Origin of the sequence: Nonomuraea jabiensis (assembly GCF_014204795.1) — a bacterium.
Classification (GTDB): Bacteria; Actinomycetota; Actinomycetes; order Streptosporangiales; family Streptosporangiaceae; genus Nonomuraea; species Nonomuraea jabiensis.
Genome location: NZ_JACHMB010000001.1, coordinates 12538666 through 12564158 on the forward strand (window position 1 = coordinate 12538666; position 25493 = coordinate 12564158).

The 25493-nt window shown below is 71.4% G+C and carries 24 protein-coding genes; 10 read left to right on the forward strand and 14 right to left on the reverse strand.

The window, feature by feature from the left end:
- Positions 1 to 50 precede the first annotated feature (50 nt).
- Positions 51 to 1208, reverse strand: coding sequence for a CaiB/BaiF CoA transferase family protein (locus HD596_RS57150; RefSeq protein WP_185077704.1), 1158 nt, complete (start codon positions 1206 to 1208; stop codon positions 51 to 53).
- 78 nt (positions 1209 to 1286) lie between these two features.
- Between HD596_RS57150 and HD596_RS57155 the strand changes: the two genes are divergently transcribed.
- On the forward strand, positions 1287 to 1820 hold the full coding sequence (locus tag HD596_RS57155; RefSeq protein WP_185077705.1) for a uridine kinase family protein: 534 nt from the start codon (positions 1287 to 1289) through the stop codon (positions 1818 to 1820).
- 85 nt (positions 1821 to 1905) lie between these two features.
- On the opposite strand, the gene HD596_RS57160 is transcribed toward HD596_RS57155, so the two are convergent.
- Together HD596_RS57160 and HD596_RS57165 are read right to left on the reverse strand one after the other, a co-directional pair.
- Positions 1906 to 2565: a histidine phosphatase family protein gene (locus tag HD596_RS57160; RefSeq protein WP_185077706.1), complete on the reverse strand. Its 660-nt coding sequence runs from the start codon at positions 2563 to 2565 to the stop codon at positions 1906 to 1908.
- A gap of 97 nt (positions 2566 to 2662) precedes the next feature.
- Positions 2663 to 3352, reverse strand: coding sequence for a DegT/DnrJ/EryC1/StrS family aminotransferase (locus HD596_RS57165; RefSeq protein ID WP_185079394.1), 690 nt, complete (start codon positions 3350 to 3352; stop codon positions 2663 to 2665).
- A 209-nt stretch (positions 3353 to 3561) separates the two neighbouring features.
- Between HD596_RS57165 and HD596_RS57170 the strand changes: the two genes are divergently transcribed.
- Positions 3562 to 4758, forward strand: a complete 1197-nt coding sequence (locus HD596_RS57170) for an RNA-guided endonuclease InsQ/TnpB family protein (RefSeq protein WP_185077707.1) — start codon at positions 3562 to 3564, stop codon at positions 4756 to 4758.
- 126 nt (positions 4759 to 4884) lie between these two features.
- Positions 4885 to 6090: a hypothetical protein gene (locus HD596_RS57175; protein ID WP_313047400.1), complete on the forward strand. Its 1206-nt coding sequence runs from the start codon at positions 4885 to 4887 to the stop codon at positions 6088 to 6090.
- A gap of 179 nt (positions 6091 to 6269) precedes the next feature.
- Here HD596_RS57175 and HD596_RS57180 read toward each other — a convergent pair whose 3' ends face one another.
- Both HD596_RS57180 and HD596_RS57185 read right to left on the reverse strand, forming a co-directional pair.
- Positions 6270 to 8078 (reverse strand): hydantoinase B/oxoprolinase family protein, encoded by a 1809-nt coding sequence (locus HD596_RS57180; protein ID WP_313047403.1) that lies wholly within the window; start codon positions 8076 to 8078, stop codon positions 6270 to 6272.
- Positions 8071 to 10071 carry a hydantoinase/oxoprolinase family protein gene (locus HD596_RS57185; protein WP_185077709.1) on the reverse strand — a complete coding sequence of 667 codons (2001 nt, stop codon included), beginning with the start codon at positions 10069 to 10071 and terminating at the stop codon, positions 8071 to 8073. The genes HD596_RS57180 and HD596_RS57185 overlap by 8 nt, the downstream gene beginning before the upstream one ends.
- Before the next feature lie 98 nt (positions 10072 to 10169).
- Here HD596_RS57185 and HD596_RS57190 point away from each other — a divergent pair, with 98 nt between their 5' ends.
- The gene (locus HD596_RS57190) at positions 10170 to 10841 is read left to right on the forward strand and encodes a thymidine kinase (protein WP_313047405.1); all 672 of its coding nucleotides are present in this window, start codon (positions 10170 to 10172) and stop codon (positions 10839 to 10841) included.
- Here HD596_RS57190 and HD596_RS57195 read toward each other — a convergent pair.
- Genes HD596_RS57195 through HD596_RS57205 form a run of 3 tightly spaced genes read right to left on the reverse strand, consistent with a single transcriptional unit; the run spans position 10813 to position 12824 of the window.
- The gene (locus tag HD596_RS57195; RefSeq protein ID WP_313047407.1) at positions 10813 to 11217 is read right to left on the reverse strand and encodes a MarR family winged helix-turn-helix transcriptional regulator; all 405 of its coding nucleotides are present in this window, start codon (positions 11215 to 11217) and stop codon (positions 10813 to 10815) included. The genes HD596_RS57190 and HD596_RS57195 overlap by 29 nt on opposite strands.
- A 35-nt stretch (positions 11218 to 11252) precedes the next feature.
- Positions 11253 to 12149, reverse strand: a complete 897-nt coding sequence (locus HD596_RS57200) for a hypothetical protein (protein ID WP_185077711.1) — start codon at positions 12147 to 12149, stop codon at positions 11253 to 11255.
- Positions 12150 to 12191: 42 nt separating this feature from the next.
- Positions 12192 to 12824 carry an SRPBCC family protein gene (locus tag HD596_RS57205; RefSeq protein WP_185077712.1) on the reverse strand — a complete coding sequence of 211 codons (633 nt, stop codon included), beginning with the start codon at positions 12822 to 12824 and terminating at the stop codon, positions 12192 to 12194.
- A 95-nt stretch (positions 12825 to 12919) separates the two neighbouring features.
- Here HD596_RS57205 and HD596_RS57210 point away from each other — a divergent pair, with 95 nt between their 5' ends.
- The 3 genes from HD596_RS57210 (at position 12920) to cydB (ending at position 16218) form a co-directional block, all read left to right on the forward strand.
- Positions 12920 to 13783, forward strand: a complete 864-nt coding sequence (locus HD596_RS57210) for a polysaccharide deacetylase family protein (RefSeq protein WP_246555504.1) — start codon at positions 12920 to 12922, stop codon at positions 13781 to 13783.
- Between the two features lie 180 nt (positions 13784 to 13963).
- On the forward strand, positions 13964 to 15310 hold the full coding sequence (locus HD596_RS57215; RefSeq protein WP_185077713.1) for a cytochrome ubiquinol oxidase subunit I: 1347 nt from the start codon (positions 13964 to 13966) through the stop codon (positions 15308 to 15310).
- Between the two features lie 11 nt (positions 15311 to 15321).
- Positions 15322 to 16218: a cytochrome d ubiquinol oxidase subunit II gene (gene cydB, locus HD596_RS57220; protein ID WP_185077714.1), complete on the forward strand. Its 897-nt coding sequence runs from the start codon at positions 15322 to 15324 to the stop codon at positions 16216 to 16218.
- Here cydB and HD596_RS57225 read toward each other — a convergent pair.
- Genes HD596_RS57225 through HD596_RS57245 form a run of 5 tightly spaced genes read right to left on the reverse strand, consistent with a single transcriptional unit; the run spans position 16215 to position 20705 of the window.
- On the reverse strand, positions 16215 to 16946 hold the full coding sequence (locus HD596_RS57225) for an ABC transporter ATP-binding protein (RefSeq protein ID WP_221520086.1): 732 nt from the start codon (positions 16944 to 16946) through the stop codon (positions 16215 to 16217). The genes cydB and HD596_RS57225 overlap by 4 nt on opposite strands.
- A complete protein-coding gene (locus HD596_RS57230) occupies positions 16939 to 17670 on the reverse strand; it encodes an ABC transporter ATP-binding protein (protein ID WP_185077715.1) in 732 nt (243 codons plus the stop codon). The genes HD596_RS57225 and HD596_RS57230 overlap by 8 nt, the downstream gene beginning before the upstream one ends.
- Complete coding sequence (locus HD596_RS57235) at positions 17667 to 18656, reverse strand: branched-chain amino acid ABC transporter permease (RefSeq protein WP_221520087.1); 990 nt, start codon at positions 18654 to 18656, stop codon at positions 17667 to 17669. The genes HD596_RS57230 and HD596_RS57235 overlap by 4 nt, the downstream gene beginning before the upstream one ends.
- The gene (locus HD596_RS57240; protein ID WP_185077716.1) at positions 18640 to 19521 is read right to left on the reverse strand and encodes a branched-chain amino acid ABC transporter permease; all 882 of its coding nucleotides are present in this window, start codon (positions 19519 to 19521) and stop codon (positions 18640 to 18642) included. Before HD596_RS57240 ends, HD596_RS57235 begins: the two co-directional genes overlap by 17 nt.
- Positions 19515 to 20705, reverse strand: a complete 1191-nt coding sequence (locus tag HD596_RS57245; RefSeq protein ID WP_185077717.1) for an amino acid ABC transporter substrate-binding protein — start codon at positions 20703 to 20705, stop codon at positions 19515 to 19517. The genes HD596_RS57240 and HD596_RS57245 overlap by 7 nt, the downstream gene beginning before the upstream one ends.
- Positions 20706 to 20836: 131 nt before the next feature.
- On the opposite strand from HD596_RS57245, the gene HD596_RS57250 reads away from it, so the two are divergent.
- From HD596_RS57250 to HD596_RS63365, 3 genes are all read left to right on the forward strand, one after another.
- Entirely contained in the window at positions 20837 to 21868 is a 1032-nt protein-coding gene (locus HD596_RS57250) for a LacI family DNA-binding transcriptional regulator (RefSeq protein WP_185077718.1), read from the forward strand.
- Positions 21869 to 21984: 116 nt separating this feature from the next.
- On the forward strand, positions 21985 to 22689 hold the full coding sequence (locus tag HD596_RS57255) for a LamG-like jellyroll fold domain-containing protein (protein ID WP_185077719.1): 705 nt from the start codon (positions 21985 to 21987) through the stop codon (positions 22687 to 22689).
- 28 nt (positions 22690 to 22717) lie between these two features.
- A complete protein-coding gene (locus HD596_RS63365) occupies positions 22718 to 25027 on the forward strand; it encodes a PQQ-dependent sugar dehydrogenase (RefSeq protein ID WP_185077720.1) in 2310 nt (769 codons plus the stop codon).
- Here the strand turns inward: HD596_RS63365 and HD596_RS57265 are convergent.
- On the reverse strand, positions 25024 to 25443 hold the full coding sequence (locus HD596_RS57265; RefSeq protein WP_185077721.1) for a hypothetical protein: 420 nt from the start codon (positions 25441 to 25443) through the stop codon (positions 25024 to 25026). The two genes, HD596_RS63365 and HD596_RS57265, sit on opposite strands and share 4 nt — an antisense overlap.
- Positions 25444 to 25493 lie beyond the last annotated feature (50 nt).

The window sequence follows — 25493 nt, forward strand, 5'->3', positions numbered from 1 at the left end:
CCTTGCAATGTTGACGCATGAAGCGATCGTCCGGTGCCGCGAAATGCGGATCATCGTTCACGCTCTTCGAGCCAGGCGAGCACGGCGTCGCCGTCCTGGCCGAGGGCGGGCGGCGCGGTGTGCTCGAACCCCTCCAGACCGTCGAAGCGCAGCGGCGGCCCGGGCAGCTCGATCGTGCCCAGCACCGGGTGCTCCACCTCGACGACCAGCCCCTGCGAGCGGGTCTGGTCCCAGGCGTAGACCTCGTCCAGCGTCCTGATCGCGCCCGCGGGCACGCCCTCCTCACCCAGCCTGGCCAGCCAGTGGGCGCGGTCGTGGGCCGCCAGGGCCTTCTCCATGTCCGCGATCAGCTCGTCCCGGTGCGCGAACCTGTCCCTGTTGGTGGCGTATTTCGCGGCGCCGGGGTCGATGCCGAGGAGCGCGGCGACCTTCTTCCACTGGCCGTCGTTGGCCGCGGCGATCTGCAGCATGCCGTCGGCGCAGCGGAAGGCGCCGTAGGGGGCGATGGAGGCGTGGTGGTTGCCGCCGGCCACCGGCACCTTGCCGCCGACCGTCCAGGCGGTGCCGTGGTAGGCGTGCACGCCGGTGATCGCGGCCAGCAGCGAGGTGCGCACGACGCGGCCCTTGCCGGTGCGCTCGCGCTCGTAGAGGGCGCCGGCGACGCCGTACGCGCCGTGGATGCCGGCCAGCAGGTCGGCGATGGAGGCGCCGACGCGGTAGGGCTCGTCGGGCGACGGCCCGGTCAGCGACATCAGGCCGGCCTCGCCCTGGGCAATCTGGTCGTAGCCGGGCCGCCCGCCCTCCGGGCCGTCGTGGCCGAAGCCGGTGATCGACAGGATGACCAGGCGGGGGTTGAGCTCGTGGAGGCGCTCGACGGAGAAGCCCAGGCGGTCGAGCACGCCGGTGCGGAAGTTCTCGATCAGGACGTCGCTCTGGCGGACGAGGCGCTCGATGAGCTGCTTGCCGCCGGCGGACTTGAGGTCGACGGCGATGGACTGCTTGTTGCGGTTGGCTGCCAGGAAATAAGTCGATATTTCGTGATCCGGCCCGACGAACGGCGGTCCCCACCCGCGCGACTCGTCGCCCCCGTCCGGATGCTCCACCTTGATCACCCGAGCGCCCAGGTCACCCAGCATCTGCGCCGCGTGCGGCCCGGCCAGGGCCCTGGACAGATCGAGCACGACGATGTCACCGAGGGGTCCGAGCAAGATCAACCTCCTGCTTGCAATCCGGGGCGAAAGAACATTCTCTCAGTAGCCCACACCCCGTCTTCTACCCTGGGTCCGGTGAACCACCTGGCCGATCGCATCATGACCCTGCGCCCCTCCTGCGGCCCCGTCCGGCTGGTGGCCGTGGACGGGCCGGCGGGGGCGGGCAAGACGACGTACGCGGGGCGGCTGGGGGCGGCGCTCGGGTGCCAGGTGATCCACAGCGACGACTTCCCCGTGCCGTGGGAGGACGGGCCCGGCGGCTGGTTCCACGCGCTGGAGTCGCAGGTGCTGGCCCCGCTCCGGGACGGCCTGCCTGGGGGTTTCCGCAGGTACGACTGGGTGCGCGGCGAGTACGCCGAGCACGTGGCGGTCCCGGTCGCGCCGGCCCTGGTCATCGAGGGCGTCGGCACCGCCCGCGCCTCGATCGCCCGCCTGCTGGCCTTCACCGTCTGGATGGACGCGCCGCGGGCGCTGCGTTTCGCGCGGGTCATGGAGCGGGACGGGGCCGAGCTGGAGCCGCGGTGGCTGGAGTGGTTCGCGGCCGAGGAGAAGTGGTTCGCCGATGACCGGACCCGCGACCGCGCCGACCTGATCGTCGAGACCGGCTAGACCGGCTAGACCGGCTAGACCGGCTGGGGACGGGCGACCTCGCCGAGACCGGCTGATCGGAGACGGGCGACGCCGCCGAGACCGGCTAGAGGTGGCCGATGTCGTTGAACCGGACGAGCCCGGAGTCGTCCCAGACGGAGACGGAGGCGTTCAGCACCGGCGCGAACTTCAGGACCGCGGCCAGGTCCGCGTCCGGGCCGCCCGCGAGGACGTGGCGCAGCCCCAGCACCACCGAGTCGTGGGCGACGATCAGCACCCGCCGCCCGGCAGCGCGTTCGCGCAGGTCGGCGAGCAGGTCACGCAGCCGCACCACGACGTCGGCCAGCGACTCGCCGCCGGGCGGCCGGAAGGCGTAGGCGCCCTCGGCCTCCCGCCGCGCCAGCTCCTCGGGGAAGCGCTCCCTGATCGCGGCAAGGTTGTAATGTGCGAACGCCCCCGCCTCCTGGTCCCTGAGCCGCCTGTCCACGGTGAGCGGGAGCGGGCCGGCGCCCCACGCCCGCAGGGCCACCCGCCACGTGTCGAGCGCCCGGAGGTAGGGCGAGCACCACACCACCTCGGGGACCTCGGCGGCGGGCAGGCCCGCCAGTGACCGCCCGAACGCGGCCGCCTGCGCCCGGCCCAGGTCCGTCAGCGTGACCTCGTCGTCCCCGCGCTCGTAGACCAGGGGCGCCGACCCGGCCTCCCGGTGCGCGAGGTTGGCCTCGCTCTCCCCGTGCCGCACCGCCATGATCCGCGTCGGTCCCATCCCGACATCGTGTCACGGGCCCCTCTGTCCGACTCCGCCCCGGTCCGGGCCGGATCCCGTCGCGCCGCCCACCGGGACGCGGGATCCGGCCGAGGAACTAGTCGGTGAGCACCTTCGCCAGGGCCTCGGCCACGTCGCCGGCCGCCTCCGGGGCGTCCATGAGCATGGCCTGGCGTAGCCACACCACGGTCCTGGCGGCCTCCTCGGCCCCCGGGCACGGCTCGACGCGGGCGCCCTCGGCGGTGAGGGCGGCCATCGTGCCGAGCGGCGGGTAGCCGGCGTCGAGCGGCACCCCCTCCGCGGCCATGGCGGCCAGCACGAAGTCCCGGTCCACCCCGGCGTCCAGGCGCAGCATGAGCAGGTGGCGCGAGTCGCGCGTCGTGCCCTCCGGCCGCGGCACCACGGTCACCTCGGGGACGTGCGCCAGCTCGCGCTCCAGGGCGGCGCAGAAGGCGTTCCTGCGCTCGATCTCCTCGTCGAGGCGGTCCAGCCAGGGCAGCAGGAGCGCCGCCTGGATCTCGGTGAGGCGCAGGTTCCAGCCGACGGACGGGTGGCCGTACCAGCGGCCGCCGGGCGCGCGGCCGACGTTGCAGGCCGACCAGACGCGGTCGTGCACGTCCTGGTCGCGGCAGACGATCAGGCCGCCCTCGCCGGCGGTCATCGCCTTGCTCGCCTGGAAGCTGTAGACCCCCGCGTCGCCCAGACCGCCCACGGGACGGTCCCGGTACGTGGCGCCGTGCGCCTGGGCGGCGTCCTCGACGACCCCGAGGCCGTGCCGGGCGGCCAGGTCGTTGAGCGGGCCCGTGACTCCGCCGCTCCCTCAGAGTCCCCCGAGGGAACCGTCGTCTTCAGGCGATGGGGGAATCGGGAGCGGGAGGGCCGCCAAGGCCCGAGCGTGCCTTGACCTGTCAGGTGCGCGGGTCACAGATGTCCTTCCGGGTTTGTCGGTGCCGGCCGATACCGTGGTGGTCTCGTTACCGAACGCGGGGGTGGGGTGTGCGCAGATCATTCACGTTCCTGCTGCGCCCCACCGCAAAGCAGGCCGCCGCGCTCGCCCAGTGCCTAGAAGATCACCGGGAGCTGTACAACGCCGCTCTCGAACACCGCCGTACGGCCTACCGCAAAGCCGGGGTGACGGTGCGTTACGGCGAGCAGTCGGCCGAGCTGAAGCACATCCGCACCGACGACCCGAACGGTCAGGGCCGATGGTCGTTCTCCTCCCAGCAGGCCACGCTGCGCAGGCTGGACAAGGCGTACCGGGCGTTCTTCGACCGCGTCAAAGCAGGCCGCACGCCAGGATTCCCGCGTTTCAAGGGCCGGGGCCGGTTCGACACGGTCGAGTGGCCCAAGGACGGCGACGGCTGCCGGTGGGACTCCCAACCCGAGCACCCGACAGCGACCTACGTGCGGTTGCAGGGCATCGGGCATGTCCGGGTCTACCAGCACCGCCGGGTGCTGGGCATCGTCAAGACGATCAGCGTCAAGCGGGAAGGCGCCCGCTGGTTCGTCGTGCTGTCGTGCGATGAGGTGCCCGCACACCCCCTTCCCGCCACGGGCGCGGTCGCGGGTGTTGACATGGGTGTCGCCTGGCTGGCCACGACCAGCGACGGTGACCATCTCGACAACCAGCGCCACCTCGCCACCTCCGCGAGCCGCCTGGCAGCGGCCCAGCGGGAGCTCGCCCGTAGGAAACGAGGATCGAAGCGGCGCCGGAAGGCCGTCGCACGGGTGGCGGCCCTGCACGCCAAGGTGCGGCGGCAACGCCTTGATGCGGCGCACAAGGCCGCGCTCGCGCTGGTTGGCGGCTACGACGTGATCGTGCACGAAACGCTGAACGTGGCGGGCATGACCCGGCGTGCCGCGCCGAAACCGGACGGCGAAGGCGGCTACCTGCCTAACAGGCAAGCGGCTAAATCCGGGCTGAACAAGAGCATTCTCGACGCGGGTTGGTCCGCGTTCTTGACGATCCTGTCGCACAAGGCTGAAAGCGCCGGTCGACAGCTGATCGCGGTGAACCCGGCCAACACCTCCCGTACGTGCTCGCGCTGCGGGCACTGCGCGAAGGACAACCGCGTCACCCAAGCCGTCTTCCGATGTACGGCGTGCGGGCACGAGGCGCACGCCGACGTGAACGCGGCGACCAACATCTTGAGGGCAGGGCTTGCCCTTCGCGAGGCTGCGCAAGCGGCTTAGCGAGAAGCCGCTCCCTTCAGGGAGCGGAGGAGTCACGGACGGGAACTTCACCGGCACCGCACCGGCACCGGCACCTCACAAGATACGATTGCGGTCTAGACCGAAAATAGCGAGGGGGAGGCGTGGGTGGGAATCGTCATCGGGGTCGTCGGCCCGCACGACCTGGTCGACGACGTCGCGGCGGTCTGCGAGGAGCAGCCGGGCGTCAGCACGCTGCGCCTCGACTACGACCACGAGTCTCAGGCGCCCGCGATCGTCGAGGCGCACGCCTCCTCCGTGGAGGGGTGGCTGTTCACCGGCATAGTGCCCTACATGCTCTCGCGTGACGCCGACGCGCTCACCCGCCCGGCGGCGTTCGTCGACTACTCGGGCGCGACGCTGCTCAGCGCCCTCGTACGCCTCCAGCACGAGGGCCAGGACATCACCCGGCTGTCGATCGACACGCTGTCGGCCGCCGACGTCCAGGCCACGTTCGCCGAGGCCGGGCTGCCCACCGCCGATCTGCGCACGCTGCCGTACCGGCCGGAGGTGACCTCCAAGAAGGCCGTCGCCTTCCACCGGAAGGGGCCCGCGCACGCGGTGATCACCTGCCTGAGCTCCGTGCACGAGGCCCTGCGCGACGAGCTCCACGTGCTGCGCCTGGTGCCCTCCGTCCATTCGGTACGGGTGGCGCTGCGCCAGCTCATGCTGACCGCCGAGGGGCAGGCGCAGGAGGACGCCCAGATCGCGATCGGGCTCGTCGAGGTGGCCAACGAGGAGGGCCTGCTGCGCGAGGCCACGGCGCTGGGCGGCACCCTGGCGGCCTTCCGCGGCGGCACGCACCTGCTGGTGACGACCCGCGGCCCGCTCCACGACGCCACGGGCGGCTTCACCGGGCTGCCCATGCTGGCGCGTCTGGCCGGCCAGAACGACGTCGTACGCGTCGGCTTCGGCCTGGGCCGCAGCGCGGCGGAGGCCGAGAGCCTGGCCCGCCGCGCCCTGGCCAGGGCCCGCCGGATCGGCGAGGTGGCCGCGGTCCTGTCGCTGCGGGCGGACACGGACATCGTCCTGGAGTCGGTCACCCCGGCGCCCACGGGGGCGCAGAACCTGTCGGTCCTCGCCCGCCGCGTCGGCCTGTCGGTGCCGACGCTGGAGAAGCTCCTGGAGGCGCGGGCGGCGGCGGGGGACGAGCCGCTGACGACCCGCGAGATCGCCGAACGGCTGGCGGTCCAGCAGCGCACGGCCCGGCGGATGCTCCATCGGCTGGAGCTCGCGGGCCTGGCGGAGCGCACCGGCAACCTCACCAGCGGCACCAGCGGCCGCCCCCTGACCCTCTACCGCCTGACCCTCTGACCCCAGCCCCTGGGGCGCCTGCGCGGCGGGCAGGCACCCCGCTCGTCGCCGCCCACCCCACCGCGCCCGCAAGCGCCCCGCGCACCGTCACCCCCGAAGGACCCGCACACCCGCACCTCCCGCACCCCCACCCGGCTGGTGGCCAGCCCGGCGAGGACAACACGCACGACGGCATCTCCCTAGAGCTCGTCCACCTCGGCGTACGCGCGTCCGCCCGACAGCTTCGCGTACCCGGGCCCGCGGTCGAAGAAGCGGTCGCCCGGAGGCCGCAGGCGGGCGCGCAGCTCGGCGGTGCCCTGCTCGTCGATGCGGTCGCCGTCGAGCACCACGCCGTAGTCGCCCAGCGCGCCCGCGATCGACACCTTGCCGTCCCGCACGTCGGCGGCCACCGCCCGGGGGTCGCGGTCGTACGGGGAGCCCCAGCCTCCGCCCCCGGTCGTACGGATCCGGATCAGCTCACCGGCCTGCACCGGATGGTCGTCGACCAGACCCTCCATCTCCTTGCCCGCGATCTCCACCCGGAACGGCCGCCCCGCGAGGCCGCCGTTGACGCCCCAGCAGGACAGGATCGAGCGGTCGGCGATCGACATGTAGGAGGCGTCCCTGAGCATCCTTATGTGCTTGTCGTAGCCCAGCCCGCCCCTGAACATGCCGGGCCCGCCGGAGTCGCAGGCCAGCGCCAGCCGCTCCACCCGGAACGGCCAGCGCGCCTCGGCGAACTCCACCGGGATGTTGCGCGAGTCGGGCACCACGTGGATGGTGTCCTCGCCGTCGGCGTACCAGCGCCCGCCCGAGCCGCCGCCCAGGACCTCGCGCATGAGGTACGGCTGGTCGTCGGCGTCCGTGCCGTACACGCCGGTGTAGCGGATGGTCTCCTGGTCGGCGGGCATGCGGCCGCCCGTGGCCTTGGCCAGCACGCCGGCGAGCACGCCGAGCAGGCGCAGGATGACGAACGTGCGGGCGTTCGTGGGGGCCGGGAAGACCGGGGTGAGCAGGGTGCCCTTCTCCGGGAAGATCATCTTGATGAGGGGCACGACGCCCTCGTTGACGTCCAGCTCGGCCATCCGCTCGGGCGTGTCGGCCAGGTTGCGCAGCACCGGGGCCAGCCACTTCTTCAGGAAGACGCCGTCGGCGTAGTCGCCCGCGTGGTTGATCGGCCCCTTGGCCTGCGGCGACGTGCCGGTGAAGTCGATGGTGAGCGGGGAGTCGGCGGCGTGGTCGACCGTCAGGGTGATCCGCTGGGCGTGCAGGCGGGGCTCGTCCACGCCGTCGTGCTCGGCGTAGTCCTCCCACACGTACGTCCCCTCGGGGATCTTGGACAGCAGCTCCCTGCGGAACGTCTCGGTGGTCTTGGAGATGATCGCGTCGAAGCACTCCTCGACGGCCTGCCTGCCGTACCGGTCGAACAGCTCGCCCAGCCGCCGCGCCCCCATCAGGCAGGCCGAGCACTCGGCGTCGAGGTCGCCGGCCAGCGAGTCGGGCATGCGGGAGTTGCGGGTCATGATGCGCAGCGCGGCCTCGTTCGGCACGCCCTGGTCCCACAGCTTGATCGGCGGCACCATCAGGCCCTCCTCGTACGCCGACCGGGCGTGCGAGGGCATGGAGCCGGGCACGGACCCGCCGATGTCGTCGTGGTGGCCGAACGCCTGCACGAACGCCACGACGGCGCCCTCGTGGAAGACGGGCACGGTCACGCACAGGTCGGGCAGGTGGCCGATGCCGCCCTCGGAGAGGTAGACGTCGTTGTGGAAGTACACGTCGCCGGGCTTCATCGTCTCGACCGGGAAGTCGCGCACCACCGGCTGGACGAGCGCGCTGTAGGAGCGGCCGGTGAGCTTGCGCAGCCGTACGTCGTGGATGCCCGCGCGGAAGTCGTGCGCGTCGCGGATCATCGGCGAGCGGGCCGTACGGGCGATGGCCGTCTCGACCTCCTTCTCGACGGACGCCAGCGTGCCCTCGACGATCTCCACCAAGATCGGATCAGTCACGACGCACCTCCACATTTCCGTACTCGTCCACCTTCGCGGTGAAGCCTGGGTGGATCGGGATCGTCGAGCCGTACTCCTCGATCACGGCCGGGCCGGTGACCGTGGCGCCGGGGCCGAGGGCGGAGCGCTGGTGGATCGCGGTGTCGCGGGTCTCGTCGAAATGCACCGGACGCACCGAGGTGGCGCCCTCGCCGGCCTTGTCCAAGCGGCGGATGGCCGGGCGGGTGATGGGGCCGATGCCGGAGACGCGCAGGTTCACCCATTCGACGCCGTGGCGGGGATCGTCCCGGTAGGCGTACCCGTACAGCTTCTCGTGGGCCGTGTGGAAGCGGTCGACCACCTCGGCCTGCCAGTCCTCGTCGATCTCGCCCGCCGGGGCCGGCACGCGCACCTCGTACGCCTGGCCGTAGTAGCGCAGGTCGGCGCTGCGCTGGTAGACCGGGTCGTCGAAGCCCTCGCGGTCGAGCGCCTCGCCCGCCTGATGCTCCAGGTCGTGGAAGATCTCGACGGCCTTGCCGAGCGAGAGGTCGCGGGTGACGTACGTACGGACGTAGTCGTTCTTGACGTCCACCGTCAGCAGGCCGAACGCCGAGACGTTCCCGGGGTCGCGCGGGACGATCACGGCCGGCAGGCCGAGGATGTCGATCAGCCGGCACGCCAGCAGCGGCCCCGACCCGCCGAACGTCACCAGCGGGAAGTCACGCACGTCCAGCCCGCGCTTGACGGTGAGCTGCCTGATCGCGTTGCTTTGGTTGAACGCGCTGATCTCCAGGATGCCCGTCGCCGTGCGCTCGGGGGTGAGGCCGAGCTTGTCGGCCAGCGCCTCGATGCCGCCGCGCGCCGCGTCGGCGTCCAGCGGGATCTCGCCGCCGAGCAGGTGGGGCGGGATCCGGCCGAGGAACACGTGCGCGTCGGTGACCGTCACCTCCGTCCCGCCCCTGCCGTAGCAGATGGGGCCGGGGTCGGCGCCCGCGGACCGGGGGCCGACCTTGAGCGTGCCCTCGGGCGAGATCCACGCGATCGAGCCGCCGCCCGCGCCGACGGTGATGATGTCGATCATCGGGATCTTGCACGGGTAGCGGCCCACGGAGCCCTCGGTGGTGATCGAGGGCTCGCCGTCGATCACCACGGCCACGTCGGTCGAGGTGCCGCCGCCGTCCAGCGTGATCACCGACGGGTGCCCCGCCGTGGAGGCGATGAGCGCCGCGCCGAGCGCGCCCGCTGCCGGGCCCGACAGGACGGTGGTGATCGGCTGGTTGACGACCTCGCGGGCCGACAGGATGCCGCCGTTGGACTTCATGACGGAGAACGGCTTGCCGAGGCGGTTGGACAGGCTCGCGAGGTAGCCGCGCATGGCGGGCTTGACGGCGGCGTCCACCAGCGTGGTCACCGAGCGCTCGTACTCGCGGTACTCGCGCAGCACGTCGCTCGACAGCGAGATCACCGCCTCCGGGTGCTCGCGCCAGAGCACCTCGCGCATGCGGCGCTCGTGCTCGGGGTTGGCGTAGGAGTGCAGGAAGCAGACGCCGATGGCGTTGATCCCCTTGGCCCGGAACCAGCGGGCCACCTCCACGGCCTGCTCCTCCGAGAACGGCCACACCTCCTGCCCCAGGTGGTCGAGCCGCCCCCCGACGGTCTTCACCAGGTGCACCGGAACGATCCTGGGCGGTTTGACCCAGAAGTAGGAGTTGCCGTAGCCGTCGGGCACGCTCTGCCTGGCGATCTCCAGGACGTACTCGAAGCCCTCGGTCGTGATGAAGCCGAGGTTGGAGATCCGGTCCTCGAGCAGCTGGTTCGTGGCCACCGTGGTGCCGTGGACGATCGACCCGATGTCGAGGGCACCGAGCTTCTCCATGCCCGCGACGAACCCGTCCGCCGGGTTGGCGGGCGTCGAGGGGGTCTTGGTGGTGAGGATCTCGCCGGTCTCCTCGTCCACCGCGACCACGTCGGTGAACGTTCCTCCGGTGTCCACTCCGATACGCACGCTACGCATGGCTCCTCAGCTCGGTGACCACAGTTCCTCCTGCGAACTCCAGAGGAGAAATGTCCCACGAGGTCATGGAACAAGCCAAGCCACTAAGCTGGCCCCCCGTGACTGAACTGTCTGCCTTGTCTGCCGTGCCGTCCGGCGCCCGGGATGCCGTGCTCAAGTTTTACTTCGGTCCCATGGACTGCGGGAAGTCCACGTTGGCGCTGCAGATGAACTACAACCACGGACGCCAGGGCAGGCGCGGGCTGGTGCTGACCAAGCACGACCGCTCCGGCGGCCCCAAGGTCACCAGCCGGATCGGCCTCGGCCTGGAGGCCATCGAGGTGGAGGACTCCCTCGACCTCGTACGGCTGGTCACCTCCCACGACCGTATCGACTACCTCATCTGCGACGAGGCCTGCTTCTACACCGTCCCGCAGATCGAGCAGCTCGCGGACCTGGTGGACGAGCACGGCGTGGACGTCTACGCGTTCGGGCTGGCCTCGGACTTCCGCTCGGTGATGTTCCCGGCGGCGCAGCGGCTGTTCGAGCTGGCGGACGAGGTGTGCCGGCTGCAGGTCGAGGTGCTGTGCTGGTGCGGCCGTCCCGGGCAGCTCAACGCCAGGGTGGTGGGCGGGGTCATGGCGCGTACGGGCGAGCAGGTCGTGATCGGCGACACCGACGCCTCGCCGGTGCGCTACCAGGTGCTCTGCCGCCGCCACCACCGCTCCGGCCGCCTCGGCGAGGGCGCGGACCGGAGCGTCCTCACACCAGGCGGTCCAGCAGGTCTCTGAACAGCCGCCGATCCTCCTCCGGCAGGCCGGCCAGGAACTCCTCCTCCGCCACGCCCACGGCGCGGGTGGCCGCCTCCAGTACCTCGCGCCCGTGGCCGGTCAGCTCCACCATGTTCTTGCGCCGGTCGGCGGGATGCGGCCGGCGCCCGACGAGCTTCTTGCGCTCCAGCCCGTCCAGCAGCGCGACCATCGTCGTCCGGTCGATGCCCAGCCGCTGGGCGGCCTCCAGCTGGGACAGCGGCTCCGGCGTGCGCAGCACCGACAGGACCCCGAACTCCCGCCCGTCGATCTCGTACGGCTCCAGCGCCGGCCCCGTCAGCTCCGTCAGGCGCAGGTTGGCGTGCTTGAGCAGGTAACCGAGGCGACGTCGCGACACGCCTCGATTGTCACACACCCCCTTGACCGGGGCGGCTATCCGGCGGCCAGCTCCTCCAGGCGGTAGGGAAGGTAGGCCGAGTCGTCCACGAGGGCCGAGGCGCCCCGCCACCACCCGAACCACTCCCCGCTGCGCCACATCCAGTCCACGCGCTCGATGGCGGCCACCACGTCGCCGACCGTCTCCCACCGCTCGCCGAGCTGCTCGCGGGTGGCGCCGTGGCGCACCGCCCAGGCCCGCAGCACGCCGCCGGCGGCGGACGGGACCTCGCGGGCGTACGGGTCGGGGTCCTCGCCGGGCAGCCGGTGCGGCCCCAGCCCGGCCGCCACCCCCCAGCTCCACTGTGCCTCGGCGGGCCGGGAGTAACGCAGGGAGTGGAAGTCGAGGTTGGACCCGAGATCGTCGTCGGGCCTGCGGGTGACGACCGCGTCGAGCCGCCCCCCGGCGTCGAAGTGAACGACCAGCCGCTGCCCGGGCCGCACCCCGGGCGGGAGCCGGAAGCGGTCCTCGGCGTGCCAGGAGTTGAGATCGACCTCGGCGACGGGCCGGCCCCACAGCTGGTCCGCGGCGTCGTCGGCGATCCAGGCGGCCAGCATCTCCAGCGCGGTCAGATCGGTCCAGGGCTCGATCGCGACCGCCGTGCGCACCACCTCGTCGGGGGCGGGCAGCTTGCCGCCCCTGGGCCGGCTCCACCACTCCTCGCCCAGCTCGCGGGTGCCCACGAGCAGCGCGGCGATGGCGGCCAGCTCGGCCGAGCGCCGGGTGAGCGAGGCCCCGAGCGCGAGTTCCAGCGTCCGCTCGGTCCGCTCGTCCCCGAGCACCGGGCGCACGTCGGCGATCAAGGTCTCGGCTGTGGGGCGCTCGTCGCCCAGCAGGTTGCGAACGACTCTCCTGGCTTCGGTCCTTGCGTCTTCCGCGTGTGCCTGCCGCATACCAGCCACGCTACGCCTGGAGATCCTTTTCCGCGAGAGCCCTCATGGTCGCCGGGAGGCTCGTCCGAACAGCCAGCCCACCGCGACGCCCGCGAGCGCGATGCCCGCCCCCATCCCGAACGACGCCAGCATCACCCACGGCCGCGTCTGCGTGTGCTGCTTGGGGGGCCGGTCATAGACAGGAGCGGACACCGGGCTCACCGCGCCCGCTTGAGTGCCGGCATCGGCGGGAGTGGCCGCCCCGCGCAGGTGTTCCTCGACGGCCGCGAAGAACTCCCCCGCCGTCCGCCTGGCCACCGACCCCAGCATGCGCTGCCCGACCCCGCCGATCATCCCGCCGATCACCGCGTCGGCGTCGTAGTCGACCCGGGTCCCGTCCTCGACCTCGCTCAGCCGCACCACGACGGTGGCGTCCACCGTGCCGGGCGCCCCCTGCCCGCGCGCCTTGAGCGTGAAGCTCTCGGGCGCCAGCGGGTCGGTGAGCGACACCTCCCCCTGGTAGACGCCCTTGATGGACGCCACGCCCGCGTTCACGGTCATCCGGTACGTGTCCGGCCCGGTCTCCTCAAGGCGCTCGCACCCCGGAATGGTGCTCACCAGCACCGCCGGATCCTGGAGCGCGGCCCACACCCGGTCCCTCTGAACGCCGATCACGGCACTGCCCGCCACCTTCATGCCGCCACTCTAAGCAGCCGGGACCACGCGGATAAGGGCAACACCTGCCAGAGGAAGACAAGACTTGGGGATCATGCCTGGCAAGATGGGGCCCCATGCGCGCGTTGAAGATCATGCCCCGTCCGGCCGCCGTCGCCTGCGTGCTGGCCCTCCTCGCCGCGTGCGCCCCCGCCGAGCCCGCGAGCGTCCGCCGGCCCGGCACCACCACCACCTCCTCCCCGAGCACTCCCGTAAAGCCCAAGGCCACCCGGCACGGCCCGCCGGGCGAGCAGCCGCGCGCGGGCGAGGTGCGCCCGGTCGAGCGCGCCGGCGGCCTGCCGCCCGTGATCAGCTCGATCCCCACCAGGCGCAAGGTGGTCTTCCTGACCATCGACGACGGCTGGGAGCAGGATCCGGGCTTCGTCGAGCAGGTACGCGACCGGCGCATCCCCATCACCGCCTTCGCCATGCGCGACGCCGTGGAGGCCAAGGGCACCCCGGACCCGGCCGGCGGCCCAGGGAAATACGTAGGTGCCGGTAAATGGGGATATTTCCGGCAGCTCCGCAGCGCCGGCGTCGCCATCGAGAACCACACCCTCACCCACCCCAACCTCCGCCTGCTCTCCCAGGACGCCCAGCGCCGCGAGATCTGCGGCTCCTCCCAGGTCATCAGGAAGGAGCTGGGCGCCAGGCCGACGCTGTTCAGGCCGCCGTTCGGCAACTACAACACCGGCACGCTCAGGGCCGCCAAGAGCTGCGGCATCGACGCGGTCCTCCTCTGGACGGCCACCGTCCAGCCGGGCGGCAAGATCGCCTACCAGGTGCCCGACAAGCGCCTGCGCCCGGGCGACATCCTGCTCCTCCACTTCCGCCCCAACCTGGCCAGGGACTTCCGCATCCTGGTCGACAAGATCGAGCGCCGCGGATTCGAGCTGGGCAACCTCCAGGCGTACCTGGCCGCCATGGCTGTCGACCGCTAGGCGTACCTCCGGATCACCCCGGCGGCGGACGCGCCGGGGCCCGCCCGCACGGGATCCTCGATGCGGCAACAACCAACGGGGAGCGGTGTGAGCAAGCTCGCATCGCATTGCTCTACGAGCTGTAGTACTACTTCAAGTAGATAAACTACAAGCTGTAGAGCTCAGGGAGTCGGCGGGGAGATGGACGCACTTGACCTGGCGCGGTGGCAGTTCGGGGTGACCACCGTGTACCACTTTCTGTTCGTGCCCTTGACCATCGGTCTGGGGATCTTCGTGGCGGGCCTGCAGACGGCCTGGCACCGGACAGGGAAAGAGCACTACCTGAAGCTCACGAAGTTCTTCGGGAAGCTGTTCCTGATCAACTTCGCCATGGGCGTGGTCACCGGCATCGTGCAGGAGTTCCAGTTCGGGATGAACTGGAGTGAATACTCCACGTTCGTCGGCGACGTCTTCGGGGCGCCGCTGGCCATGGAGGCGTTGCTGGCCTTCTTCATGGAGTCGACGTTCCTGGGGCTGTGGATCTTCGGATGGGACCGGCTGCCGAAGAAGGCGCACCTGGCGTGCATCTGGGCGGCCGCCATCGGGTCCAACCTGTCGGCGTACTTCATCCTCGCGGCCAACGCCTGGATGAAGCACCCCGTCGGCTACGAGGTCGTGGACGGCAGGGCCAGGATGACCGACCTGTGGGCCGTGCTGACCAACTCGACGGCGGTGGCCCAGGTGCCGCACGTGATCGGGGCGGCGTTCATCGTGGCGGGCGGTTTCGTGCTGGCCGTGAGCGGCTACTGGCTGCTCAGGACGCGCGCCCCGATGTGGCGCAGCGCCGCCCGCGCCGCCCTGGTCATGACGGCCCTCGCGGGCGCCGTCGTCGCGGGCACCGGCGACATGTCGGCCAGGCTGATGTACGAGCAGCAGCCCATGAAGCTGGCCTCCGCCGAGGGCCTGGAGCGCGACACGGCCGGCGCACCGTTCTCCCTGGTCCCCGGCATCGAGATCCCCAAGGTCCTCAGCTTCCTGTCCGCCCACGACCCGAACGCCACCGTCCAGGGCACCGAGGACCTGCAGCGCCGCTTCGAGCAGCAGTTCGGCCCGGGCGACTACCGGCCGGACCAGCAGGTCGTGTTCTGGTCGTTCCGGGTGATGATGGGGTTCGGGATGGCCACGGTGGGCCTGTCGGTGCTGGGTCTGTGGCTGACCCGGCGCAGGCGCGAGTTCCCGAGGTGGCTGTCGCGGGCGATGCTCCTGGCGGTGCCGCTGCCGCTGATCTCGGTGATCGCCGGGTGGCTGCTGAGCGAGATCGGCCGCCAGCCGTGGACGGTCGCGGGCGAGCTGCTCACCGCCTCCAGCGTGTCGCCGGGCGTGAGCCTGGCCGAGGTGGCCACGTCCCTGACGATCTTCACGCTCCTGTACGGCGCGCTCGCCGTGGCCGAGGTCGTCCTGCTGACCAGGCATGTCCGCAAGGGCGTCGAGGAGCAGGCGCCCACCCCCGCCGCCGCCGAGCGGCGCGAGCCGTCGCTGATGTACTGAGGGAGCAGACAATGATCGAGTTGTGGTTCGTCATCATCGCCTTCCTCTGGACGGGCTACTTCGTGCTGGAGGGTTTCGACTTCGGCGTCGGCCTGCTGGCCCCGCTCGTCAGCCGCAACCCCGGCGAGCAGCGGCAGAGCCTGCAGACCATCGGCCCGGTGTGGGACGGCAACGAGGTGTGGCTGATCACCGCCGTCGGCGCCATGTTCGCCGCGTTCCCCGCCTGGTACGCGGGCGTGTTCAGCTCGTTCTACCTGCCGGTGACGCTGGTCCTGGTCGGCCTGATCGTGCGCGGCGTCGGCCTGGAGTGGCGCGGCAAGGTGAACGACCCGCGCTGGTGCGACCTGGGCATCGTGGTGGGCAGCGCGCTCCCGGCGTTCCTGTGGGGGGCGGTCTTCGCCGACCTGCTGTTCGACAGCGTGCCGGCCGCCCTGCTCGGGGGCGCGTTCTCGCTGGCGGTCTGCGCCCTGCACGGCGCCGTCTTCCTGGCGCTCAAGACCACCGGCCCGGTACGCCGCCGCGCCCGCGTCGTGGCGATGGCCGCCAGCGGCGTGGCCGTCCCGGTGGCCGTGGCCGCCCTGTCGGGCCTGGGCACGTTCCCCGCGCTGGCCGCCATGGCGGCGCTGGCGGCGGCCACGGCGCTGATCTGGCGCCGCCGCGAGGGCTGGGCCTTCACGGCCACGGCGGGGGCGATCGTGCTGTCGACCCTGGCGGTCTTCATGGAGCTGCGCCTGCGCCCGTTCCCCGGCCTGACGCTGGCGGAGGCGGCCTCCGGGCCGTACACGCTGACGATGCTGAGCTGGATCGGGCTGATCACGCTCCCGTTCGTGCTGGTCTACCAGGGGTGGACGTACTGGGTGTTCAGGAAGCGCGTGCGGGTGGAGGGCACCGTCCTCACGCACGGCTAAGTGGCGGGGGCGCCGCCGAGGTAGAGGCGGCCGAGGCGGGGGTCGGCGGCCAGCTCGCGGGCGGGGCCGGAGATGTGGACGCGGCCGAGGTCGAGCACGCACCCGACGTCGGCCATCCCCAGCGCCCGGCGCGCGTTCTGCTCCACCAGCAGCACGGCGACGCCCGTGCGGCGCATCAGGTCGATCTGGTCGAAGACCACCTGGGTGTTGCGCGGGTCGAGCCCCATCGACGGCTCGTCCAGCAGCACCACGGACGGCTCCAGCATGAGCGCCCGCGCGAACTCCACCTGCTTCTGCTGCCCGCCCGACAGCAGCCCGGCCATGCTCCCCCACCGCTCGCCCACCACGGGGAACAGCTCCTTGACCGCCTCCATCCGGGCCTGGAGCTTCGCGGGGTCGCGCACGGTGAAGCCCCCGAGCCGCACGTTCTCGGCCACGGTCATCTCGCGGAACACGCTGTGCCCCTGCAGCACGTGGGCGAGCCCGAGCCCGAGCAGGCGCTGCGGCGACAGGCCCGTCACGTCCTGGCCGGCCAGCAGGACCCGCCCCGACCGGGGCGCCAGCAGCCCGCTGGCCACCTTGAGCGCGGTGGACTTGCCCGCGCCGTTCGGCCCCACCAGGCAGACGACCTCGTCGGCGCGCACGGTGACGGTCAGGCCGCGCAGCACCGGCGCCGCCCTGCCGTAGCCGGCCTCGACGTCCTCCAGCGCCAGGATGGTCTCAGACACCGAGGTACGCCTCCAGCACGCGAGGGTCGTCCCGCACCTGGGCGGGCGGGCCGGCCGCGATGGGCGCTCCCCGGTCGAAGACGATCACGTGGTCGCACATGCCCATCACCATGTCCATGTTGTGCTCGACGACGAGGAACGTACGGCCCTCCGCGTTGAGGTCGCGTACGAGCGAGACGATCCGGTCGATCAGCGCCGGGTTGACCCCGCCCGCCGGCTCGTCCAGCAGCACCAGCTCGGGCTCGGCCATGAGGACGGCGGCCAGCTCCAGCAGCTTCTGCTGGCCGTAGGACAGGTCGCGGGCCTCGGCGTCCTCCAGGTGCTCGATGCCCATGCGCCGCAGCCAGTGCCGGGCCCGCTCGACCTCGCCCTGGTCGCGCAGCCCGGCCAGCAGCTCGCGCAGGCGGGTGCGGCGGACGGCGACCAGCATGTTCTCCAGCACGGTCAGGCGCGGGAAGACGCGGCAGAGCTGGAAGGTGCGCCCGATGCCGGCGTGCGCGACGCGGTGCGGGGAGTGGCGGGTGATGTCGCGGTCGCGGTAGAGCACCCGGCCGGAGTCCGGCTTGATCATGCCGGTGACGATGTTGAAGAACGTGGTCTTGCCGGAGCCGTTGGGCCCGATCAGGCCGTTGATCCGGCCTTCCTGCAGCTCGACGCCGGCCCCGTCCACGGCCAGCACCCCGCCGAACGCCTTGGTCAGCCCTTCGGTACGCAGTGACGTCATCGGGCCGCCCCCTGGAGCCGCTGTTCGGCCGTCTCGTCCGGGATGGAGGGCCCGGCGCGCCTCCTGGTGAGCCGGGCGAGGATGCCGTCCGGCATGAACAGCACGACCAGCACGAGCACCAGGCCCGTCGCGGTCAGGTGGATCTGCGTCTCGCCCAGCGCGATCAGGAAGTACTCGCCCGCCGGGGCCACGATGAGCGCCCCGAGCAGCGGCCCGAACAGGTGCCTGACCCCGCCGAGCAGGCTCATCAGCACCATGTACGAGCTGATGAGGATGGAGAAGACGAAGATCGGGTCGAGGCTGCCGAACCAGACCGCGTAGAGCCCTCCGGCCAGCGACACGAACAGGGCCGACAGGGCGAAGGCCGTCACCTTGTACGCCCCCGTCGGCACCCCCAGGGACTCGGCCTTGTCCTCGTCCTCCCTGATCGCCCGCAGGCCGGCGCCGAACCGGGAGCGCGAGACGTACCACCAGGACAGCAGCGCGAGCCCGAGCAGCGCCAGGAACAGGTAGAAGAACACGATGTGCGTCTGCCCCCGGTGCAGGTCGGGGAAGGGCGAGGGGACCTGCAGCCCGGTGGAGCCGCCGGTGAGCGAGCGCCAGCCCTGCACGACGAGGTTCATCATCGACACGAGCGCGATCGACACGATCACGAACGACGCGCCGCGCACCCGCACGGCCGCGACGCCGACGAACACGGCGAACACCGTCACGGCGACGGCCGACACCAGCAGGGCCGCGACCCACGGCACGCCCAGGCGCACGACCAGCAGGCCGGTCCCGTACGCGCCGAGGCCGAAGAACGCCGAGTGGCCGAGGGAGACGTATCCGGTGAAACCGCCCAGCAGGTTCCAGGAGGTGGACATGGCCGCGTACATGACGGTCAGCGCGCCCGCGTACACGAGGTAGTAGTTGGGGACCAGCCACGGGTAGGCCAGCGCCAGGCAGGCGACCAGCAGCGGGATCCCTCTAGAAGCGATGCGCAAGCCGGCCTCCGAAGAACCCCTGGGGGCGCGCGAGCAGCGTCAGGAAGAGGAAGACGTAGAACATCGTCGTGGCCCAGGTGGCGTCCACGGTCACCAGCACGAGGCCCTCGACCACGCCGAGCAGGACGGCCGCCAGCGCCGCGCCGATCACGCTCCCCAGCCCCCCGACCACGATGATGGCCATGAGCTTGCCGATCCACACCCAGTGCGAGGCCGGGAAGAACGGGGTGATGAGCGCGAGCACGGTCCCGCCGACGGCCGCGGTGGCCAGGCCGACGCCGAAGCCGTACCCGGCGACCCGCTCGGTCCGGATGCCGACCAGCCGGGCCGCCTCCCGGTGCTGGATGGTGGCCCGCAGCGCCTGCCCGAACCGGCTCTTGACCAGCACCGCGAAGAGCACCGCGAGGGTGAGCGCCGCGACGAGGAAGGCGATGATCTTGTCGTACGGGAGGTGCACGCCGCCGATCGTCAGCGACTGGGTCGCGTACCCCATGCTGACCGACTTGTAGGACCCGGTGTAGATCGTCCCGAGCAGCCCCTCGATCGCCAGCGCGATCCCGAACGTCAGCAGCACCGACATCATCGCCAGGTTGTCCGGCCCCAGCCGCGCGATGAGCAGCCGCTGCACCGCCACCCCCACCGCGAAGAAGAGCGGCACGGTGACGGGCAGCGCCAGGAACGGGTCCACCCCGAGCGTCGTGTGCACGGTGTAGGTCAGGTAGGCGGCCAGGAACAGGAACGCCGGATGGGCGACCATGACCACCCGCATCACCCCGAAGTACAGCGACAGGCCGGAGGCCAGCAGCGCGTAGAGGCCGCCGGTCAGCACGCCCAGGGCCAGCCCCTGCAGGAGCAGGCTCACCATGGCTTCTTCGGGTAGACGAGGTCGGCCGTCTTGGCCTGCTCGGGGAGCACGATCTCGACCTTTCCGCCGATGTACTGCTGGATCATGTGCGCCTGCTCGGGCCTGCCCTGGTCGTCGAAGGAGAGCTTGCCCACGACCGTGTCGAACGTGCCCTGCCTGATGTGGTCGGCCAGCTTGTCCTGGCACTCCTTGGTGGCGTCGACGCACTTGACGGCGTTCACGGCGGCCTCGACGACCTGGCCGACGGTGAAGCCGTTGGCGGTGTCCTCGTTCGCCTCGCCGTTGAACATCTCCTTGTGGCGTTTGATCATCTCCTGGTTGCCGGTGAAGGTGGCCGTGGCCGACCAGCCGACGGGCGAGATGATGCTCTCGGCCGCCCCCTTCACCGCGGCGGGGAACTCCGGCTCCGTCGGCCCCGTCGAGAACGCCGCCAGCTTGGGCTGCACCTTCAGCTCCTGCAGCGCCCGCACCAGGCCCACGGAGTCCTCGAACTGCGTGCCGCCCACCACGATGTCCGGCTTGGCCGCGGCGATCTTGGCGGCGATGGGCGAGAAGTCGGTGGTCTCGGGCGGGTAGACCTCGTCCACGACCGTCTTGATCCCGGCCGCGGCCAGCTTGTCCCGCAGCCCGTACGCGGTGCCCTGGGCGAACGGGTCGTCCAGGCTCGCGTACGCCGCCGTCTTCGGCCGTTTGTCGGCCGGCAGCTTGATGATGTAGTCGGCCAGGTAGTTGTAGTGGTCGCCGGCGATCGCGGGCGCCGCGTAGAACAGCCGCTTGAAGCCCTGCTCGAAGACCTCCTTGGCGGCCCCGGCCGGCTCCACGAACAGCATGTTGTACGACTCCGCGACCTTCGCCGCGGGGATCACCAGCCGCGACGAGAACGGCCCGAAGACCAGGTTGACCTTGTCCTGGGTGATGAGTGACTCGTAGTCGGAGCTGACCCGGTTGGGGTCGGAGGCGTCGTCGCGGAAGATCAGCTCGACCTTCCTGCCCAGCAGGCCGCCCTTGGCGTTCACCCGGTCGGCCCAGACCTGGTAGCCGTCCTTGATGCCGTTGCCGGGCTCGGCGAAGTCACCCGTGAGCGGCAGGGAGATGCCGATCTTGACCGGGCCCTGCTGTCCCGATGCCGAGGCGGCCCCGGGCTCGTCGGTCTTGGCGCAGGCGGTCAGGGCCAGAGCGCACATCGAAGTGATCGTCAGACTCTTGAGAACTCTTGCCATCGAGGAGACCCCCGTCAGAAGAGAAAGCGCTTACGTAAGCGCTTTCGGTTACGATTACACGGGATCCAGCCCCGGACAAGGGGGGTTCGCAGCGCATGACCGAGCGATCTCATCCACCCCGCCTCGTCGACGTGGCCAAGGCCGCCGGGGTCTCCCTGGCCACGGCCTCCCGGGCCCTGACGGGCAGCACCGGCGTGAGCGCCGAGGTCGCCGCCCACGTCCAGGCGGTCGCGTCCCAGGTGGGCTACGTGCCCAACAGCCACGCGCGAGCCCTGGCCGGCGGGCAGGCGTCCATGGTCGGGCTGATCGTCCACGACGTCGGCGACCCCTACTTCGGCGAGATCGCCAGGGGCGTGCTGCGCGAGACCGAGAGCCGCGGCTACATGGCGCTCATCAGCCAGACCGAGCGCGACCCCCGGGCCGAGCTGGCCAGGCTCCGGGCGCTGCGCGCCCACCGCGTGACCTCGATCGTGCTGGCCGGGTCCGGCTACGTCGAGGCGGCGACCGAGGCCGACATCGCCACCGAGGTGCGCTCGTTCACGGCGGCGGGCGGCCGGGTGGCCGTCATCGGCCGCCACCATCTGCCGGTGGACGCCGTGCTGCCCGACAACGCGGCCGGCGGCTCCACGCTCATGCACCACCTGCTCGACCTGGGCCACCGCCGCCTCGGCGTGCTCGGCGGCCCGGCCAACCTGACCACGGTCGAAGACCGGCTGGCCGGGCTGCGGGCGGCGCTGGCCGCGGCCGGGCTCGACTGGCGCTCGTTCCCCGTCGTGCATGGCGACTTCACCAGGGAGGGCGGCGCGGCCGCCACGGCCCGGCTGATGCGGGCGCACCCCGACCTGACGGCCGTGGTCGCGCTCAACGACCCGATGGCGGTGGGCGCGCTGTCGTGGCTGCTCAACAGCGGGCGCAGGGTCCCCGGGGAGATCTCGGTGGCCGGGTTCGACGACGTGCCGGTGGCGCGCGACGTCTATCCGGCGCTCACCACGATCAGGCTGCCCATGGTCGAGATGGGCAAGCAAGCGCTTGAGCTAGTTCTCAAACCGCCCGCCTCGCGCCCGCGCCGCCGCCGCACCGCGCACGAGCTGGTCGTACGCGCCTCCACGGCCCCACCGCCGCCTTGACGCCGGCTCACCGGACCCCTTGACAGCCTGATCCCCCGGGTTACGATCCGCTCGACGTTGAAAAGAAAGCGCTTTCGGAAGCGCTTACGAGAGCGCACCCGGCGAGAGGATCCCGGATGTCAGCCTTTCGCACCCTCCTCCTGACGGCCGTGCTCGCGCTGGCCGTACCGATCCCCGCGCAAGCCGCCGCGGCCGCGCCTGACTGCGGCCCCGGCCACGCCAGGGTGAAGCACGTCAACGACGGGCGCAACTGGGCGCCCGTGACGCCCGCCAAATGGCAGTTCCCCGGCGACCAGGTGATCCTCGCCGAGGCCGGCGTCGCCCGCCCGGGCCCCCGGCGGCCCTTCGAGTACGCGGTGCTGAAGACGGGCCCCGAGTTCGGCTCGGTGCGGATCGACGCGCAGGTCCGCCTGGACACCCCGACCAGCGTCAGCAACCGCGACGTGATCATCGTGTTCGGCTACCGGTCGGACACGGAGTTCTACTACGTCCACCTCTCGCAGGACAACACCATCTACCCGCACAACGGGATCTTCGTCGTCAACAACGCGGACCGCCTGCGCATCGACGACCAGTGGAACGGCCAGGTGGGCGCGCCGCCCGCGGTCACCGACGCGGAGTGGCACCGCGTCCGCGTCACCCACTGCGCCGAGACCGGCCGCATCGCGGTCTACCTGGACGGCGCCACGACGCCGCTGATCACGGCCACCGACCGCACGTTCGCGTCGGGCCGGGTCGGCTTCGGCTCTTTCGACAACATCGGCAGGATGCGCGACATGACCGTCAAGGGCACCCCGGCCTGCGACAGCGCCGCTCAATAGCCCCCGACTCCCCTGGTGGTGAACAGGTATGCCGAAAACCCTCCGGTGCCTGATCGCCGCGGTGCTGGTGACCGCGTTATGCGCGCCGCCGGCAGCCGCGCAGGCCGACCCGACCCCCGTCGACGACCCCATCCCCGAGAAGCCCACCGCCTCGGGACTGACGCTGACGCTGGAGGAGTTTGCCTCGTTCCCGAAGACGGAGACGACTCCCGAACCAACCGACACCCGCCTGGTCCGCTGGGCCAGGATCAACTACCTGGGCGAGCTCCCCGACGGCTCGCGCCGCCTGTTCGTCAACGACCTCAACGGCAAGCTCTACTTCCTCGACCAGGGCCGGCCGCGCGAATACCTGGACGTCGGCGCCGCCTTCGCGCCCGACTTCGTCTCCGGGCGCGGCCTGGGCAGCGGGTTCGGCTTCGCGGCCTTCCACCCCGAGTTCGCCAGGAACGGCAAGTTCTACACCGTCCACACCGAGTGGGGCGCCGCGCTGACCACGAAGACCCCCGACCTGACGCCGCAGCCCGGCACCAGGTTCCACGGCGTCATCACCGAGTGGACGGCCACCGACCCGAAGGCGAACGTCTTCTCCGGCACCCGCAGGGAGGTGCTGCGGCTCGGCTTCAACGGCCAGATCCACGGCATCCAGCAGATCGACTTCAACCCCACGGCCCGCAGGGGCGACAAGGACTACGGCCTGCTGTACGTCGCCGCCGGTGACGGCGGCCGCGGCTCGTCCAGCGACGACCCGCAGAACCTGGCCATCCCGCAGGGCAAGATCCTCAGGATCGACCCGGCCGGCACGAACGGCGCCAACGGCAGGTACGGCATCCCGGCCGCCAACCCGTTCGCCGGCCAGGCCGGCAAGCTCAGCGAGATCTACGCGTACGGCATGCGCGACCCGCACCGCTTCAGCTGGGACCCGCAGGCCGGCAACCGGCTGTTCCTCGGCCACATCGGCGAGCACGCCATCGAGGCCATCTATGACGTCGGCGCCGGCGACAACCTGGGCTGGAGCGAGCGCGAGGGCTCGTTCGTGTTCAACAAGGCCGACCGCTGCCACCTCTACACGCTGCCGGACGACGACGCCCAGTACGGCTACACCTACCCGGTGGCCGCCTACGACCACGACCCGCCGCCCGGGCACTCCTGCACCTCCGACAGCGGCCACGCCGTCACCGGCGGGTTCGTCTACCGCGGCCAGAAGCTGCCCCTGCTGTACGGCAAGTACCTGTTCGGCGACATCGTGGACGGCCAGGTCTTCTTCACCGTCGCCGCCGAGATGGACGAGCGCAGCGGCCGCCGGGCCACGATCCACAAGCCGCGGCTGGTGGACACGTCCGGCAGGCAGCTGACCATGGCCGACCTGGCCGGCAGCACCCGCGTGGACCTGCGCTTCGGCCGGGACGGCGCCGGCGAGCTCTACGTGATGTCCAAGGCGAACGGGAAGATCTGGAAGATCACCAAGGCCGGCTGGACCCCGCCGGACGTGCTGCCGACCCTGCGCAAGGACCTGGTGGCCGCCTACGACTTCGAGCACCCGCTGCCCGCCGACCCGGCCCAGGAGCAGGACCAGGGCCTGTCCGGCACGAACATCACGCTGGTCAACGGCGGCGCCGCCATGCGCGTGGCCGACCAGGCCTACCGGGGCAGCACGTACGCGCTGCAGACCCGCCAGGTCGACCCGGCCACGGCCGGCAACGACGACTGGAAGGCCGGCGTCTACGGCGCGGACGGCGTGCCGACGCTGCGCGCGTTCAACGGCGTCAAGGGCGCGACCGTCATGGGCTGGTTCAAGATGCTGGGCGACGGGCCGGCGCCCAACTCCAACACCGAGGACCCCGCCGACTTCTTCAACGCGATCGGCCTGGCCGGGGTGCTCAGCGGCAACTCCCAGGGGCACGACGTCCGTGCCCTGCTGGAGCTCATCACCGTGAACGGCGAGCTGCGGGTCGTGGCGCTGGCCCGGCGCGTGGACGGCGGCGCCTCCCAGACGTTCGCCGCGAACAAGCCCTGGCGGGAGGTGCTGCCCCGGGACCAGTGGGTGTTCCTGGCCGCGACGTTCGACTTCGACACGGGAACGATGAAGCTCTACAGGAACGGCCGCCCGCTCGACGGGTTCTACTCGGTCACCGGCGACCCGTGGGGCGTCGAAGGGGACCCCGAGCCGGACGTCACCTCGGCGACGGACCCGAGGGGCATCAAGATCGGCGGGAGCTATCCGCAGAACACCAGGGAGCAGAACCCCTGCGACTGCCGGATGGACGGCCTGATGTTCCTGGACCGGGTCGCGGCCCCTGCCGAGGTCTGGGCCCAGTACGAGCTGCTGAGACTTCGCTAGCCGATGGTCTTCATCTGCTTCGTACGGTGATCGGTGAGGTGGAGGTCGCCGCCGAGCCGCTCCTTCAGCAGGTCGAGCACCTTGCGACTGGACAGCACGGTCCAGAGGTTGCCGACCAGGTGGGGGTTGTACTCGGGGGCGGCGTCCATCCAGGCGTCCTTGCCCGCCTGCGTCTTGAACGTCGTGACGAAGAACTCGCCATCGGGGGTCTTGCAGTAGCCGGTGCGGATCTCGGCGGCGTTGACCTGCATCTTCGGTGTGCAGCCGACTTTGGCCGAGAGCTGCTCGACGGTGAGGGGGGCGGCGTGGCCCTGCTTTCCGGCTGCTGCGACATAGCCGCCTCCGCTCCCTGAGGAGCATCCGGCGACCAGTCCGGCCAGCAGCGCGAAAGCGGCCAGACGTGGAAGTGTCGTCATGTGCGAAGGTACGCGGGCCCACCGGCCCCGGTTCACTCCATACCGATTGG

Bases quoted from the DNA above. Each gene is read 5' to 3' on its own strand.
- HD596_RS57160 (WP_185077706.1), bottom strand. From the start codon at position 2,565: ATGGGACCGACGCGGATCATGGCGGTGCGGCACGGGGAGAGCGAGGCC.
- HD596_RS57185 (WP_185077709.1), bottom strand. From the start codon at position 10,071: ATGCGTAGCGTGCGTATCGGAGTGGACACCGGAGGAACGTTCACCGAC.
- HD596_RS57200 (WP_185077711.1), bottom strand. From the start codon at position 12,149: ATGCGGCAGGCACACGCGGAAGACGCAAGGACCGAAGCCAGGAGAGTC.
- HD596_RS57205 (WP_185077712.1), bottom strand. From the start codon at position 12,824: ATGAAGGTGGCGGGCAGTGCCGTGATCGGCGTTCAGAGGGACCGGGTG.
- HD596_RS57210 (WP_246555504.1), top strand. From the start codon at position 12,920: ATGCGCGCGTTGAAGATCATGCCCCGTCCGGCCGCCGTCGCCTGCGTG.
- HD596_RS57215 (WP_185077713.1), top strand. From the start codon at position 13,964: ATGGACGCACTTGACCTGGCGCGGTGGCAGTTCGGGGTGACCACCGTG.
- cydB (WP_185077714.1), top strand. From the start codon at position 15,322: ATGATCGAGTTGTGGTTCGTCATCATCGCCTTCCTCTGGACGGGCTAC.
- HD596_RS57230 (WP_185077715.1), bottom strand. From the start codon at position 17,670: ATGACGTCACTGCGTACCGAAGGGCTGACCAAGGCGTTCGGCGGGGTG.
- HD596_RS57240 (WP_185077716.1), bottom strand. From the start codon at position 19,521: ATGGTGAGCCTGCTCCTGCAGGGGCTGGCCCTGGGCGTGCTGACCGGC.
- HD596_RS57245 (WP_185077717.1), bottom strand. From the start codon at position 20,705: ATGTGCGCTCTGGCCCTGACCGCCTGCGCCAAGACCGACGAGCCCGGG.
- HD596_RS57250 (WP_185077718.1), top strand. From the start codon at position 20,837: ATGACCGAGCGATCTCATCCACCCCGCCTCGTCGACGTGGCCAAGGCC.
- HD596_RS57255 (WP_185077719.1), top strand. From the start codon at position 21,985: ATGTCAGCCTTTCGCACCCTCCTCCTGACGGCCGTGCTCGCGCTGGCC.
- HD596_RS63365 (WP_185077720.1), top strand. From the start codon at position 22,718: ATGCCGAAAACCCTCCGGTGCCTGATCGCCGCGGTGCTGGTGACCGCG.
- HD596_RS57265 (WP_185077721.1), bottom strand. From the start codon at position 25,443: ATGACGACACTTCCACGTCTGGCCGCTTTCGCGCTGCTGGCCGGACTG.